The sequence below is a fragment of the Amycolatopsis sp. NPDC005003 genome, from assembly GCF_053600695.1.
Genome location: NZ_JBSGAI010000014.1, coordinates 170,949 through 185,241 on the forward strand (window position 1 = coordinate 170,949; position 14,293 = coordinate 185,241).

Annotated in this window: 15 protein-coding genes and 1 pseudogene; 9 read left to right on the forward strand and 7 right to left on the reverse strand. The window is 72.5% G+C overall.

Annotated features, from left to right (window positions below; translation table 11 throughout):
• Positions 1 to 2: 2 nt before the first annotated feature.
• Positions 3 to 2,240, reverse strand: a complete 2,238-nt coding sequence (locus ACWED2_RS18705; RefSeq protein ID WP_449691741.1) for a molybdopterin cofactor-binding domain-containing protein — start codon at positions 2,238 to 2,240, stop codon at positions 3 to 5.
• 165 nt (positions 2,241 to 2,405) lie between these two features.
• The gene (locus tag ACWED2_RS18710) at positions 2,406 to 2,954 is read right to left on the reverse strand and encodes a sigma-70 family RNA polymerase sigma factor (RefSeq protein ID WP_449691742.1); all 549 of its coding nucleotides are present in this window, start codon (positions 2,952 to 2,954) and stop codon (positions 2,406 to 2,408) included.
• 58 nt (positions 2,955 to 3,012) lie between these two features.
• Here ACWED2_RS18710 and ACWED2_RS18715 point away from each other — a divergent pair, with 58 nt between their 5' ends.
• A complete protein-coding gene (locus ACWED2_RS18715) occupies positions 3,013 to 3,702 on the forward strand; it encodes a zf-HC2 domain-containing protein (protein ID WP_449691743.1) in 690 nt (229 codons plus the stop codon).
• Between the two features lie 15 nt (positions 3,703 to 3,717).
• Here ACWED2_RS18715 and ACWED2_RS18720 read toward each other — a convergent pair whose 3' ends face one another.
• The gene (locus ACWED2_RS18720; RefSeq protein WP_449691744.1) at positions 3,718 to 4,458 is read right to left on the reverse strand and encodes a DUF427 domain-containing protein; all 741 of its coding nucleotides are present in this window, start codon (positions 4,456 to 4,458) and stop codon (positions 3,718 to 3,720) included.
• Between the two features lie 100 nt (positions 4,459 to 4,558).
• Between ACWED2_RS18720 and ACWED2_RS18725 the strand changes: the two genes are divergently transcribed.
• The 3 genes from ACWED2_RS18725 (at position 4,559) to ACWED2_RS18735 (ending at position 7,472) form a co-directional block, all read left to right on the forward strand.
• Complete coding sequence (locus tag ACWED2_RS18725) at positions 4,559 to 5,758, forward strand: ROK family protein (protein WP_449691745.1); 1,200 nt, start codon at positions 4,559 to 4,561, stop codon at positions 5,756 to 5,758.
• A gap of 95 nt (positions 5,759 to 5,853) precedes the next feature.
• The gene (locus ACWED2_RS18730; RefSeq protein WP_449691746.1) at positions 5,854 to 6,291 is read left to right on the forward strand and encodes a MarR family winged helix-turn-helix transcriptional regulator; all 438 of its coding nucleotides are present in this window, start codon (positions 5,854 to 5,856) and stop codon (positions 6,289 to 6,291) included.
• Positions 6,288 to 7,472 (forward strand): cytochrome P450, encoded by a 1,185-nt coding sequence (locus ACWED2_RS18735; protein WP_449691747.1) that lies wholly within the window; start codon positions 6,288 to 6,290, stop codon positions 7,470 to 7,472. Before ACWED2_RS18730 ends, ACWED2_RS18735 begins: the two co-directional genes overlap by 4 nt.
• Before the next feature lie 3 nt (positions 7,473 to 7,475).
• On the opposite strand, the gene ACWED2_RS18740 is transcribed toward ACWED2_RS18735, so the two are convergent.
• Positions 7,476 to 7,937: a pyridoxamine 5'-phosphate oxidase family protein gene (locus ACWED2_RS18740; RefSeq protein WP_449691748.1), complete on the reverse strand. Its 462-nt coding sequence runs from the start codon at positions 7,935 to 7,937 to the stop codon at positions 7,476 to 7,478.
• On the opposite strand from ACWED2_RS18740, the gene ACWED2_RS18745 reads away from it, so the two are divergent.
• Together ACWED2_RS18745 and ACWED2_RS18750 are read left to right on the forward strand one after the other, a co-directional pair.
• Complete coding sequence (locus ACWED2_RS18745) at positions 7,936 to 8,412, forward strand: MarR family winged helix-turn-helix transcriptional regulator (RefSeq protein ID WP_449691749.1); 477 nt, start codon at positions 7,936 to 7,938, stop codon at positions 8,410 to 8,412. The two genes, ACWED2_RS18740 and ACWED2_RS18745, sit on opposite strands and share 2 nt — an antisense overlap.
• A 51-nt stretch (positions 8,413 to 8,463) precedes the next feature.
• The gene (locus ACWED2_RS18750) at positions 8,464 to 8,787 is read left to right on the forward strand and encodes a nuclear transport factor 2 family protein (RefSeq protein WP_449691750.1); all 324 of its coding nucleotides are present in this window, start codon (positions 8,464 to 8,466) and stop codon (positions 8,785 to 8,787) included.
• Here the strand turns inward: ACWED2_RS18750 and ACWED2_RS18755 are convergent.
• A complete protein-coding gene (locus tag ACWED2_RS18755; RefSeq protein WP_449691751.1) occupies positions 8,784 to 9,284 on the reverse strand; it encodes a PaaI family thioesterase in 501 nt (166 codons plus the stop codon). The two genes, ACWED2_RS18750 and ACWED2_RS18755, sit on opposite strands and share 4 nt — an antisense overlap.
• 123 nt (positions 9,285 to 9,407) lie before the next feature.
• Here ACWED2_RS18755 and ACWED2_RS18760 point away from each other — a divergent pair.
• The 3 genes and pseudogenes from ACWED2_RS18760 to ACWED2_RS18770 form a co-directional block, all read left to right on the forward strand.
• A pseudogene (locus ACWED2_RS18760) lies at positions 9,408 to 9,740 on the forward strand (ArsR/SmtB family transcription factor); the annotation flags it as partial.
• A 108-nt stretch (positions 9,741 to 9,848) separates the two neighbouring features.
• Positions 9,849 to 10,580: an HAD family hydrolase gene (locus tag ACWED2_RS18765; RefSeq protein ID WP_449691752.1), complete on the forward strand. Its 732-nt coding sequence runs from the start codon at positions 9,849 to 9,851 to the stop codon at positions 10,578 to 10,580.
• Positions 10,577 to 12,976 carry a glycoside hydrolase family 65 protein gene (locus ACWED2_RS18770; RefSeq protein WP_449691753.1) on the forward strand — a complete coding sequence of 800 codons (2,400 nt, stop codon included), beginning with the start codon at positions 10,577 to 10,579 and terminating at the stop codon, positions 12,974 to 12,976. The genes ACWED2_RS18765 and ACWED2_RS18770 overlap by 4 nt, the downstream gene beginning before the upstream one ends.
• Here the strand turns inward: ACWED2_RS18770 and ACWED2_RS18775 are convergent.
• Both ACWED2_RS18775 and ACWED2_RS18780 read right to left on the reverse strand, forming a co-directional pair.
• Positions 12,957 to 13,145: a hypothetical protein gene (locus ACWED2_RS18775; RefSeq protein ID WP_449691754.1), complete on the reverse strand. Its 189-nt coding sequence runs from the start codon at positions 13,143 to 13,145 to the stop codon at positions 12,957 to 12,959. The two genes, ACWED2_RS18770 and ACWED2_RS18775, sit on opposite strands and share 20 nt — an antisense overlap.
• Before the next feature lie 41 nt (positions 13,146 to 13,186).
• Positions 13,187 to 14,125 (reverse strand): Ppx/GppA phosphatase family protein, encoded by a 939-nt coding sequence (locus ACWED2_RS18780; protein WP_449691755.1) that lies wholly within the window; start codon positions 14,123 to 14,125, stop codon positions 13,187 to 13,189.
• Positions 14,126 to 14,293: the final 168 nt, after the last annotated feature.

Genomic DNA, 14,293 nt, shown 5'->3' on the forward strand with positions numbered 1-14,293 from the left:
CCTCAGCGCGGGAACGGGTCGAAGTCGACCGGGAAGGTGATCGGGAAGCTGCGGGGCTTGATCCCGGTCGCCCGGGCGTAGGCGTTGGCGATCGCGCCGACCGGCGCCGGCAGGCCGAGTTCGCCCGCGCCGCCGATGTCCGCTCCGGAAGCCGGCATGACGTGCACGGTGACGTCGGTCGGCGAGTTCTTCTGCCGCGCGTAGTGGAACTGCGAGTAGCTGCCTTCCAGCGGCAGGCCCTGGTCGATGTGCAGGCCCGCGGTGAGCGTCGTCGAAATCGCGTCCGTCAGGCCGCCGAGCATCTGCGCCTGGATCCCGCGCGGGTTCACCGGCTTGCCGACGTCCACCGCGATGGTCGCCTTCGTGACGCGCGGGTGCTTCGGGTCGCGCGCGTCCAGCTCGACCAGGCAGGCGGTGTACGACTTGTACTCGCCGTGCACCGCGATGCCCTGCGCGAACCCGGCGGGCATCTTCCTGCCCCACGCGCCGAGCTCGGCGACCTTGTCGAGCACCGCGCGCTGGCGCGGCTCCTTGATGAATTCGCGACGGAAGGCCACCGGGTCCTTGCCCAGCTTCGCGGCGATCTCGTCGACCATGATCTCCTCGGCGCCCCGGGTGTTCGCCGAGTAGACCGAGCGCCACGCCGAGGTGTGGAACTTCAGCGGCACCTCGTTGAGCAGCTGCGTGGTGACGCCGAAGTTGTACGGCGACTTCACGGTCAACAGGAACACCGTCTGGGCGAAGCTGAGGTTGCCGCCGACGGGCAGCTTTGCCGCGAACGCGGTGAGAATCTCGCCGAGCCCGTGGCTCCAGTCGGTTTCGACGCTCGCGACGCGGTGTTCGAACGTCAGCACCTGCCCGAGCGCGAAGGTCGCGCGGATCCGGTGGTAGCTCGCCGCGCGCGCCCGGCCGTGGCGCATGTCGTCGATCCGGCTCCACATCAGCCGGACGGGCTTCTTCATCGCCTTCGAGATGTGCGCGGCTTCGAGAGCAGCGTCGAAGAACAGCCGCCGCCCGAAGGACCCGCCGCCCTGCTGGACGTGCACGGTGACCTTGTTCTCCGGCAGCCCCAGCTCCTGCGCGATGGTCTGCTTCGCCACGATCGGCGACTTCAGCCCGGCCCAGATGGTCGCGCTGTCCTCGCGGACGTCGGCCACCGCGGAGTTCGACTCCATCGGCGCGTGGCCGGCGAAGGCGAAGTCGAACTCGCCGTCGACGTACTGGGTCAGCAGCGGCGGCACCACGAACGGCAGCGCGGCGGCCCGCAGCTTCTTCTTGATCGTCTCGTCGTCCTCGCCGTCGACCGTGCCCGGCCCCCACGTGACGTCGAGGGCGTTCTTGCCGTCGAGGGCCTGGCCGAACGTCTCGGCCATCACCGCGACGCCGGTCTTCACCACGGCGATGTCGATGATCCCCGGCATGGCGCGGACGGCTGCCTCGTTGTTGACCTTCCGCACCGTGCCGTTGATGGTCGGCGGCCGGCGCACCATCACCGGGTTCGCCCCGGGGATGTCGAGGTCGAGTGTGTAGACCTGCTTGCCGGTGACCATCGCGCGGGCGTCCTTGCGCGAGGTCGGCGTCCCGACGAGCGTGTGCGCCGATTCGGCCTTCGGCGCGATGGCACCGGTGGTCAGGTCCGTGCGCGAAGCAGGCCCGGCAAGAGTTCCGTAGGAAGCGCTGCGGCCGTCCGGCGCCCACACCGCACCGTCGCGTGTGGACAGTCGCGACGGATCGGTCCCCCACCGCGCCCCGGCCGCGGCGACCATCCGGGCGCGCGCGGTCGCCGCGGTGGCGCGCACCGGGTCGTAGAGCGAGCGCATCGTGTTGGAACCGCCGGTGAGCTGGTTGAACAGCAGCTCGGTGCGGGCGTCGGAAAGCACGACGTCGACCCGGTCGAGCGGCAGGTCCAGCTCTTCGGCGACGAGCATCGCGGTCGCCGTCGTGATGCCCTGGCCGACCTCGGCGCGCGGCAGCTGCAGCCGCGCCCGGCCGTCGGCGGTCAGTTCGAGCACGAGCATCCCGGCGGTCGGCGCGCACGACAGCGTCAGGACGTCGCCGAGGTCGAGGATCTCCGCCGGCTGCGGCAGGGTCGGGACGACGGCGTCGGCGCGGGCCGGGGCGACCGCGTCGGCGGTGAGCTTGGTGGCGACGGTCAGCGTGGGCGCGGCGACGAGGTAGGTCAGGAAGCGGCGGCGCCCGACCTGCCCGGGCTCGGGCTGTTCGGTGGTGGGACTGGCCATCGGGGAATCCCTTGCTGGGTGGTGGCGGGGTGCGCGCCACGCTAAGGACCCCTGGACACGACGTCAACGCGGAGTAGTCGAGTTCGCCCATCTCTGTGACGAGATGACAGTGCAGGCCGCCGAATGTGTGGGCCGCCACAGCGCCGGACGGCGCAACGGGCTGGTTCAGCCGGCCCCGCGGGCGCGCCGGGCCTCGATCAGGTCCTCGCGGGCGCGGGCGACGCGGGAGCGGACGGTGCCGACCGGGCAGCCGCAGACGTCGGCCGCCTCGGCGTAGGAGAGACCGAGCACCTGGGTCAGCACGAGCACCTCGCGCCGGTCCGGCTCCAGCCCGTCGAGCAGCAGCCGCAGTTCGACGAGGTCTTCGAAGCCGGCCGCGCGGTCGCGGGTGCGCTCGGCGGCGGCTTCCCAGTCGGTGTCGGCGATCTTGGGCCGCGCGCCGGCGGCCCGGAGCTGGTCGACGACGACCCGGCGCGCGATGGACAGCAGCCAGGTGCGCGAGGACGATCGGCCGGCGAAGCGGCGAAGGCTGCCGAAGGCGCGAAGGTAGGTCTCCTGCGTCAGGTCGTCGGCCGCGGCGGTGTCCGTGAGGTGGGCGAGGAAGCGCCAGACGTCGGCCTGGGTGGCGCGGACCCACGCCTCCAGCGCGCGCCGGTCGCCGCGGCCGGCATCGAGGGCCAGTGCGGTGACGCGGTCGTCCTCACGGTGGGTCATGATCCGGAACTTAGCAGTGACCGGGAACTTCAGGGATCCGCCGTCCGACTAGTGGACCATGAGGTGCGAGGAATGCCGCGAAGCTCTGTCGGCGCGACTGGACGGCGAAGCCGAGCCGGTTTCGCCCGACGAGCACCTGACGTCCTGCGCGGCCTGCCGGGAGTGGCTCGAGGGCGCGGAACGGCTGCGGCGCGCGATGCTGCTGCGCCCGGCCCCGCCGGTCCCGGACCTGACCGCGGCGATCCTCGAGCGCACGCCGGCCCCCTCGGGCGAGCGCTGGGGGCGGCGGATCGCACTGGCGGTGGTGGCGATCGCCCAGCTGGGGCTGGCCTTCGCCGAGCTGCTCGGGACGGCGGGCGGGCATAGCGCGCACCTCGGCCACGAAAGCGGCGCGTGGAACCTGGCGGTGGGCATCGGCCTGCTGACCGCGGCCCTCCTCCCCCGGACGGCGGGTGGCCAGCTGCCGCTGCTGACGGGGTTCGTCGGCGTGCTGCTGGTGCTGTCGGCGGGCGACCTGGCGGCGGGCCAGGTGACGCTGTCCCGGCTGTCGACCCACCTGCTCGTGGTGCTCGGGCTGGCGTTGCTGTACGCGGTGCACCGGGATCAACGGGACCGGGGCGCCCCGCTCCCGGCGGCCACCGCCGACGACGGCGCGGCGACGTCCGGGTCCACTGTGGACGCCCCGGCGCCGGGCCGGCCGCGCCCGCGTCCGTCCCGGCGGCAGGCCCACGGCCGGCGCGCGGCCTGACGTGCGCGGACGGGGTCAGGCGAACTTGGTCTTCGGCCGCTCCTGCCGCACGCCGTCCACGTAGACGTCCACCTTCTCGTCGAGGAACGCCACCAGCCCCGCGGCCCGGATGCTTTCGGGCAGCGGCGTCGGGTAGCTCCAGGCGAGGTCCTCGTGCCCGGCGACGTCGAAGTGCTCGGCGGCGCCCTTGTACGGGCAGTGCGTCACCGTGTCGATCCGGGAAAGCAGGTCCATCCGGACGTCCACGCGGGGCAGGTAGTAGCGGGTCGGCAGGCCGGTTTCGAACAGCAGGTGCGGCCGCACCGAGTCGGCGACCGTGACGCCGTCGACCTCGATCCGGACGTGCCGCGAGCTCGGCAGGACGTCGACGCGGACGCCGGGATCACGCGGGTGGGTGAAGATCTGCTCGTCCTCTTCGAACCAGTCGAACGCGCCGAACTCGAAGCGGACGTGGCCGCGAAGCTCCTCGATCGGCGAATCCGGGTACTCCAGCGCGCCGTCCACCGCCTCGGCTCCGGCACCCTTTATCGTCAGCAGAACAGCTTCTCCGCGGCTCGGCGAGTGCGCCGTCCGGCCGGAGGGGGTGAGAACGCCGCTCACGACGTCCGCGCGCGGGAGGTAGTACGTGGGGTAGTACGGAACTTCCCACACCAGGAGGGGGTGCACCGTGTCCGCGACGACCTGCCCGCCGAGGAACACCCGTACCCGCTTCGCGCCGCTTGCCACGCGGACCCGGCCGCGTCCCGGAGTGCTCATGCTCCGATCAACGGGCCGCGAAGGGCGGGTATTCCGGCGGGCACGGGGGTCGGACGGCTAGCGTGGCAGGCAGCACGAGGACGACAGGAGGCGGGCACGGGTGGCCGGCGTAGAAGTTCCCACGGTCGGTACCCCCGCCGGGATGCGCAAGATCAACCAGCGGGCGGTGCTCGACCTGCTGCGCCGCGGCGGGCCGGCGACCCGGCCGCAGGTGGCGAAGGACACCGGGCTGTCGAAGCCGACGGTCAGCCAGGCGCTGCTGGCGCTGGAGGCGGCCGGGCTGGCGCGCCCGACCGGGCAGACGTCCACCGGCACCGGGCGCTCGGCCGTGCTGTACGAGGCCGACCCGACCGCGGGCTACGTGCTCGGCATCGACATCGGCCGCGAGCACCTGCGGGTCGCGGTGTCGGACCTCGGCCGCACGCTGGTGGCCCGCCGCGACGAGCGCAACTCGGCCCGCTCCGGCGCGGCGCTGGTGACGGCGGTCGGGAAGATCGCGGCCGCGGCGGTCGCGGAGGCCGGGCTTTCGGCGGGCGACATCGTTGTCCGCGTGGTCGGCTCCCCCGGCGTCGCCGATCCGGAGAAGCGGTGCTTCCGGCACGCGCCGAACCTGCCGGGCTGGGGCCGCGCGGGGCTGATCGACGACCTCGAAGCGGCACTGGGCCCGGACCTGATGGTGGAGAACGACGCCAACCTCACCGCCGTCGGCGAGTGGGAGAGCGGGGCCGCGCGCGGCGCGTCGGTGTTCGGCTGCATCACGATCGGCACCGGCGTCGGCATGGGCCTGATGGTCGACGGCCGGGTGTTCCGCGGCGCGACCGGCGCGGCGGGCGAGATCGGCTACCTCCCGTACGGCCGCACGCGCGCGGCCGACGAGCCCACCACCCCGCCGGCCCGCGGCCACCTCGAAGAGGCGACGGCGGCCCAGTCGGTGGTCCAGGGCGCCCGCGAACTCGGCCTGGGCACGGCGAAATCGGCCCGCGAAGTGTTCCGCATGGCCCGCGAAGGCGACGAGCTGGCCCGCCAGGCACTGGCGGCGGAGGCCGACCGCCTGGCGTACACGGTGGCCTCGGTGGCGGCGGTGATCGACCCGGAACTGATCGTCCTGGGCGGCGGCATGGGCACGGCGGCGGACCTGCTGCTGGAGCCGATCGACCGGGCACTGCGCGCGTTCACGCCGCTGGTGCCGAAGGTGGTCCAGGGCGAGCTGGGCGAGGACGCGGTGCTGACCGGGGCGATCAGCGTGGGGCTGCGGGCGGCCGAGGGGCTGGTGTTCGACCGCCGCGTCGGCGCCGCCTGAGTCAGCACGTCACCCGAGAAGTAACAACTAGTTGACCAACCACATGCCCTTGGCTTCTTGTGGCCGTCATTTAGTAATGAATATAGTACTACCTCATGGACGACGAGACCGTGCGGGAGCTGCGCCGGGGTGTTCTCCGGCTCGCGCGGCGGTTGCGAGGCAGCCGTTCCGCAGGAGCGCTGAGCCCGGCCAAGGTCGGCGTGCTGGCCCACCTCGCCCGGCACGGCGCGAGCAGTCCGGGCGAGATCGCCGCCGCCGACGCGCAGCGGCCGCAGGCGCTGACGAAGGTGTTCACCGAACTCGAAGCCGAAGGGCTGATCAGCCGCTCACCCAACGAAGACGACGGGCGCAGCGTCGTCCTCGGCCTCACCGCGCCGGGGGCGGCCGCCCTGGAAGCCGACATGCGGGAACGCGACGAGTGGCTGGCCGCCGCGTTCGGCACGCTCGGTGAGACCGAGCGCGGCGTCCTCCGGCTGGCCGCTCCCCTGCTCGAACGCCTTTCCGACCACCCCGCCCCGAAGGAGAAAGCATGAGCGACGCCTTCCCGCCGCCCCGCGCCTGCCCGTACCGGCCGCCGCCTCGGCTGGCCGACCTGCAACGCGAGGCGCCGATCAGCCGGGTCCGGATCTGGGACGGGAGCACGCCGTGGCTGCTCACCCGGTACGCGGACGTCCGCGCGGTGCTCGCCGACCGCCGGTTCAGCGTCGATCCCGCCCGGCCCGGCTACCCCGCCCGCGGCCCGGCGAGCCGGGGCCGGCGGGCCGGACGCGGCTCGTTCATCTCCATGGACGGCCCCGAGCACACCCGGTTGCGCCGGATGCTCATCAGCGAGTTCACCGTGCGCCGCGCCGAGGCCCTGCGGCCGGCGATCGAGCGCACCGCCGCCGGCCTGCTCGACGAGCTGACCTCCGGGCCCCGGCCCGCCGACCTGGTCGCCCGGTTCGCGTTGCCGCTGCCGTCCACCGTCATCAGCGAACTGCTCGGCGTGCCCTACGAAGACCACGCCTTCTTCGAAGACCGCGCCCGCGCGATGCTGGACGACTCCGCCGGCGGCGAGGTCAACCGGGCCGCCACCGCGGACCTCGCCCGCTACCTCGGCACCCTGCTGCACCGGCGAAGCACCCGCCCCACCGACGACCTGCTGGGCCGCCTGAGCGCGGAGCAGGTCGCCACCGGGGCGCTCTCGCGGGCCGACGCGGTGGCCACGGCGATCCTGCTGCTGGTCGCCGGCCACGAAACCACCGCCAACCAGATCGCCCTCGCCACCGCGTTCCTGCTCGACAACCCCGAGCACGCCGAGGTCTTCCGGAGCGGCGCCCCGGCGACCGCGGTCGACGAACTGCTGCGGCTGCTCACGATCACCCACCTCGGACGCCGCCGCGTCGCCACCGCCGACGTGGCACTCGGCGGCGTCACCATCCGCGCCGGCGACGGTGTCATCGCCGCCGCCGACATCGCCAACCGCGACCCCGGCGAGTTCGCCGATCCCGACGAGGTGGACTTCGGCCGCAGTCCCAACCACCACCTCGCCTTCGGGCACGGCGAGCACCTGTGTCTCGGCCACCACCTCGCCCGCCTCGAACTCCGCGTGGCACTGACCGCGCTGCTGCGGCGCCTGCCCGGACTCCGGCTCGCCGTCCCCACGGACGAGCTGCCGTTCCGGCACGCGCACCCGATCTACGGGATCGACCGGCTCCCGGTCACCTGGGACTGAGCCCTAAGCGGCCCGCCACGCTTCACCGCCGGCCGAAATGCGCCAGGGGGTCAGGCGCAGCACCGTGATCTTCGGGTCGCGGTGGTCCTCGCCGCCGAGGATCTTCGGGTCGTAACCCAACGGTTCGGGCGTGGTCGCGAACAGGTCCCACAAGTACTTGCGCGTCTCTTCGTCGTCCTCGAACGCCGCGCGGCACTCCGCCACCGCCACCTCGTGCTGCGGGTCCCAGTACGAGCACGAGACATACGGCGACGCCGCCAGGTGCGCCAGTTTCAGCGGGGTCGGCCGGGTGAACAGCCGGCCGACCAGTCCCTCCGGGGTGTGTTCCCAGATCGGGTGGACGACCCGGGAACGCGGCCGGCCCCGCCGGTCGACGGTCACCAAGGTGCACCAGACGATCCGGTGCGCCACGCGCACGAACGCTTCCGCCAGCTCCGGCGGCACTGTGTTAGATTCCACAACCATGGTTGTGCATCCTAACACCCTCGACCTCTCGCTGACGGCCCTCTTCGCGGGCTGGGCGATGACGGACGAGGTCCAGCGACGGCTCGCCACCCAGGGCTTCGGAGATCTGCGGTTCAACGACGGCGTCGTGATCCAGCACGTCCTGGCCGCACCGCTGTCCATCACCGCGCTGGCCGACCGGATGGGCGTGACCCAGCAGGCGGCCTCGAAAGCCGTGGCGGACCTCGAACGCCGGGGCCTGCTGCGCCGCGAGCCCGATCCGGCGGACGCGCGCACGAAACTGCTGCACCTGACCGAGCACGCGCTGGCCGCCGTCGAAGCGACGCGCGTGCTGCGACGGGACCTCCAAAGGGAGATCGAGACGGAGCACGGCGCCGAGCGGGCCGAAGACGCGCGCGCACTCCTGGCCGCGGTCATCGGCCGCTACGGCGGTGACGACGCGATCCGCGCCCGGCGGGTCCGGCCGCCGCGCTGATTACCTCCGGCGTAATCGACGCCGCCGCCCGGAAAGCCGACGATCGGGGGCATGAGCGAATCCGCGAAGAACCGCATGATCGTCGTCGAGTGCCTGGAGAACCTGTTCGTGCGCCAGGACTTCGACACGGCGAAAGCCGCACTGCACCCCGATTTCGTCACCCACAGCCCCGGCCTGCCGTCCGGCCGTGAGGCGTTCACCGACGCCGTGAAGAACTCGCCGCTGGCCGGTGCGAGCGCGGTGATCAAGCACGTGGTCGCGGAGGACGACCTCGTCGTCGCGCACCTGCACGTGGCCGGCACGGCCGTCGTCGACATCCTGCGCGTCGAGGACGGCCTGCTCGTCGAGCACTGGGACGTCAAGCAGCCCATCTAGCGGGTGATGACGCAGGTCCCCGACGCCGTGGCCAGCAGCTTCCCCCCGGCGTCGCGGATCTCCCCCTCCGCGAAGGCGATCCGCGAGCCTTCCTTCACCACGCGGCCCGTGGCGCGGATTTCGCCGCGGCCCGCGTGGATCGCGCGCAGGTAGCTCACCTTCAGCTCCACCGACGCGTAGCCGACGCCGGCCGGGAGCGTCGTGTGGACCGCGCAGCCGACCACCGAGTCGAGCATCGTCGCCGCCACGCCGCCGTGCACCATGCCGATCGGGTTGTACAGCGACTCGTCCGGCTCGGCGACCGCGACGACCTCGCCCGGTTCGATGCTCTCCCAGCGCATCCCGAAGTGCGCGGCGATGGGCGCCGGCGGGACGCGGCCCTCGGCGATCGCCCGCATGTACTCCAGGCCGGACATCGTGGCACCCAGCCGGGCCGCTTCCAGGGGGTCCTGCCACGTGATGATCTTCGAACGGACCGGGGCTACGACGTCGGTCATGCGGGCTCCTCGATTATGACAGCTGTCTTAACGCCAGCGTCGCCCGCGGGGCGGCGGGCGTCAAGCGCGGCGTGACCCAGACCACCGGTGGTCCGCCCGCGGCCCGGGTGGAATCATCCGGGGGTGGACACCGACCGCAAGCTGATCGACCCGGAACGCGTCGCGGCGGCGGTCGAGGGACTGGGCGACCGCGCCGTCATCGACGAATGGGCCCGGCGCTTCTCCGTGGTCGCCGACCCGTCCCGGCTCGCCCTGCTGGTCTGCATCCACTACGCCCGCGAGATCAGCGTCACCGACCTCGCCGCGGCCACCGGCATGACGGACACCGCGGTGTCGCAGGCCCTGCGGCTGCTGCGCGCCCACGGCCTGGTCACCCCGCAACGCACCGGCCGCGTGGTCCGGTACCGGCTGGCGGACGCGACGGTGCACGAACTCATCCATCGAGTGCGTCCCCATCCCGAACAACCCGCTGAGACATCCGGGGCTCCGCCCCGGGCCGGGGGCTCCGCCACCCGGACCCCCGAACAACCCGCGAACGGAACCCAAGACCGGTAGCGTGCGGGCATGACGGGATTGCCCGAGACCATCACCGCCTGCCTGTTCGACCTCGACGGAGTGCTGACCGGTACCGCCGTACTCCACAGCGAAGCCTGGAAACGGACTTTCGACGAGTTTCTTCGCGCCCGTGACGGCGCCGGGTTCAGCGAGTTCACCGCCCACGACTACGCGGCCTTTGTGGACGGCCGCCCCCGCGCCGACGGCGTGCGGGAGTTCCTGCGGTCACGCGGGATCGTGCTCCCGGAAGGCAGCCCGGACGACCCGGTGGACGCCCCGACCGTCAACGGCGTGGGCAACCGCAAGAACGAGCTGGTCCTCAAGATCATCGACGAGCGCGGCGTGAACCCGTACCCGGGTTCGGTGCGCTACCTCGAAGCGGTCAAGGCCGCCGGGCTGCGGATCGCCGTCGTGACGTCGTCGGCGAACGGCGCGAAGGTGCTCGACGGCGCCGGCCTGAGCAAGTACGTCGAGGCGCGCATCGACGGCATCGTCATCCGCGAACAGCACCTGAAGGGCAAGCCGGCGCCGGACTCGTTCCTGGCCGGCGCCGCGGCGCTCGGCGTCGAGCCCGCGCACGCGGCCGTCTTCGAGGACGCCCAGTCCGGCGTCCAGGCCGGCAAGGCCGGCGGCTTCGGATACGTCGTGGGCGTGAACCGGGCCGACCAGGCCGCGGAACTGCGGGCGCACGGCGCCGACATCGTCGTCGACGACCTCGCCGACCTCCTGGAGGACCGATGACCGAACCGCACGGCTACGAATGCTCGCCGTGGGAACTGCGGTGGCGCGGCATGGACGTCGACGCCCTGCAGCGCACCGAATCGGCGTTCGCGGTGTCCAACGGCCACATCGGGCTGCGCGGCACCCTCGAGGAGGCCGAGCCGCGCGGGCTGCCCGGCACGTACCTCAACGGGTTCTACGAGCAGCACGAACTCCCCTACGCCGAAGCCGGCTACGGCTACCCGGAAGAGGGCCAGACGGTCGTCAACGTCACCGACGGCAAGATCATCCGGCTGCTCGTCGAGGACGAACCGCTCGACATGCGCTACGGCGCGGCCACCGCGCACGACCGGGTGCTCGACTTCCGCAAGGGCACGCTGAGCCGGACCACGGAGTGGTCGTCGCCGACCGGGCGGCGGGTCCGCGTGCGCACCGAACGGCTGGTGTCGTTCACCCAGCGCGCGATCGCCGCGATCCGGTACGAGGTCGAGCCGCTCGACGAGGACCTGCAGCTGGTCGTCCAGTCCGACCTGCTCGCCAACGAGCCGATCGAGTCCGACACCAGCGACCCGCGGGTGGCCGCCGCGCTGGAATCCCCGCTGGTCGGTCAGTTCCACCGCGCGTCCGACTACAACGCCGTGCTGGTGCACCAGACCCGCCGGTCCGGGCTGCGGATGGCCGCGGCGATGGACCACAAGATCGAGGTGGACGACGGGATCCGGGCGCGCATCCACGCCGAGGAGGACCTCGCGCGGCTGACCGTCGCCGTCGACGTGCCGAAGGGCGGCCGGCTGCGGATCACCAAGTTCCTCGCCTACGGCTGGTCCGCGCAGCGCTCGGTGCCCGCGCTGCGGTCGCAGGTCGAGGCGGCGCTGGCCGGCGCCCGCCAGACCGGCTGGAAGGGCCTGCTCACCGAGCAGCGCGAGTTCCTGGACGACTACTGGCGGACGTCGGACATCGAGATCGAGGGCGATCCCGAGCTGCAGCAGGCCGTCCGCTTCGCCCTCTTCCACATCCTGCAGGCCGGGGCCCGCGGCGAAAGCCGCGCGATCGCCGGCAAGGGGCTGACCGGGCCCGGCTACGACGGGCACGCCTTCTGGGACACCGAATCCTTCGTCCTGCCGGTGCTCACCTACACGATCCCGGACGCCGCGCGCGACGCCCTGCGCTGGCGTCACTCCACAATGGACAAAGCGCGGGAACGCGCGCACCAGCTGGGGTTGCGCGGCGCGGCGTTCCCGTGGCGGTCGATCAACGGGGCCGAGTGCTCGGCGTACTGGCCGGCGGGCACGGCGGCGTTCCACGTCAGCGCGGACATCGCCGACGCCGTCCTGCGCTACCTCAACGCGACCGGCGACGAGGAGTTCGAGCGCGACTACGGCACCGAGCTGCTGCTGGAAACCGCGCGGCTGTGGGCGTCGCTGGGGCACCACGACCGGCACGGCACGTTCCGCATCGACGGTGTCACCGGCCCCGACGAGTACTCGGCGGTGGCGGACAACAACGTCTACACGAACCTGATGGCGCGGCGGAACCTGCAGGCGGCGGCCGAGTCGTGCGAACGGCACCCGGACGTGGCGGCGCGATTCGGCGTCGACACCGTCGAGCTGGACTCCTGGCGCGCGGCCGCGGCGGCGATGTTCCTGCCCTACGACGCGGAACTCGGCGTGCACCCGCAGTCGGAAGGGTTCCTCGACCACGACGAGTGGGACTACGAGAACACCGACCAGGCGCACTACCCGCTGCTGCTGCACTACCCGTACTTCGACCTCTACCGCAAGCAGGTCGTGAAGCAGGCGGACCTGGTGCTGGCGCTGCACCTGTGCGGCGACTCGTTCAGCCAGGAGGAGAAAGCCCGCAACTTCGCCTACTACGAGGCGCGGACCGTGCGCGATTCTTCGCTGTCGGCGGGGACGCAGGCCGTCATCGCCGCGGAGGTGGGGCACCTCGAGCTGGCCTACGACTACCTCGCCGAAGCCGCGCTGACCGACCTGCACGACGTCCACAACAACGTGCGCAACGGCCTGCACATGGCGTCGCTGGCCGGGGCGTGGCAGGGCGCGGTGGCCGGGTTCGGCGGCCTGCGCGACCACGGCGGGGCGCTGGCCTTCGCGCCGCGGCTGCCACCGCAGCTGGGGCGGATCACCTTCCGCCTGATGTTCCGCGGCACCCGGTTCCAGGTCGAGATCGACCCGGACCAGGCCACCTACCACGTCGTCGCCGGGGCACCCCTGGAAGTGCTGCACCACGGCGAGCGCATCACCGTCACGGCCGAGCCGCGGCGGTACGCGATCCCCAAGATCGACGCGGGCCCCCCGCCGAAGCAGCCTCCCGGACGCGCGCCGATGCGGCGTGACTCGGAAGCGGTGCGTCAGTACGCGGAACCGGCGAACCCCATCACTGAGGAAGGTCGCTAGCGGCTTCTGCTTCTCGTCCGGGTGGGGCCGGGACTTCCTCGGTCCCACCCGGGCTCACGTCCGGGTCCGGGGCGGTCGGCACGTCGTGCGTCAGCTTGCCGGGGGTCGGGAGCTTCGGGAGCTCTTCGTCTTCGTCGTCGCGGCCGTGGAGGCGCTGCTGCTCGCTCATGCTTTCCGGAATACCCGGTTTTCCCCGGGAGGGCCAGCGGATCAGGCCGCGCGCTTCCCCGCCGCCCGTGCCTTGTCCTGCAGGGTGAGCAGCAGGCCGTCGCGGGTGGACCAGGGACAGATCGTCACCTTGCCGCCGGCGACCGTCAGCAGCGCTTCGGCGACGATCGCGCCGGCCAGGGCCTGGTGGGCCCGGCTGCGGGAGATGCCGGGCAGCTCGGCCCGCTTCGACGGCGGCAGCGCGGCGAGCCGCGGGATCCACGCCCGGAGGTCTTCGAGCCGCAGTTCCTTGCACTTCCCGGGGCGCGCACCGGCCAGCCGCGCGAGCTGCTGCAGCACCTTCGAGCAGCCGACGACCCGCGGATCGTCGACGTCGGCGCGGCTCAGCGTGGTGCTCACGACGTCGAGGGCGTGCGCGCGCAGCGCCTTGACCTGCTTGTTCGACACGCGCTCGGACGGCAGCCAGTCCCGGGTCATCGAGCGGGCCCCCAGCGGCAGCGAACGCGCGAAGGTCGCCTTCTCACCGGAGCCGGCGGCGAGTTCGACCGTCCCGCCGCCGATGTCGAGCACGAGCATCGGCCCGGGTTCGGCGTCGTACCAGCGGCGGGCGGCCAGGTACGTCAGCTCGGCCTCGCGGCGGCCGGAGAGGAACCGCAGCTCGACCCCGGTTTCGCCGGCGACGTGCCGGACGACGTCCGCCGCGTTGGCGGCGTCCCGGATCGAGGAGGTCGCGAGCGGGTAGACGTCGCTGACGCCGTGGCGGTACGCCGTGGTCATGCCCGCCGCGACGGCGGCCGTGACGGCGTCGATGCCCCGGTCGGAGAGGCGGCCACGGACGTCGAGCTCGCGGTCCAGGCGCAGCCGCGTCTGGTGGTTGACCACCGGTTCGCGGGGCGAGCCGTCCAGCGGCACCACCACGAGCCGGGCGCTGAACGAACCCACGTCCAGCACGCCCACCGCGGGCTCTTCTCGTTTTCGCACAGCTCGGCGCACCTCACTTCCGCCTGGTGAATATCCCCAGTCCGACGGCTCGAAACCAGCAATGATGTCCGATCTCACGCCACGCTGCCGGGCATTTCCCCGAATGGGGCCCTCCGGGCGTGCGTTCCTGACGCGAAGGTCACAGTGAGATAACCCGATCGAGTGAAC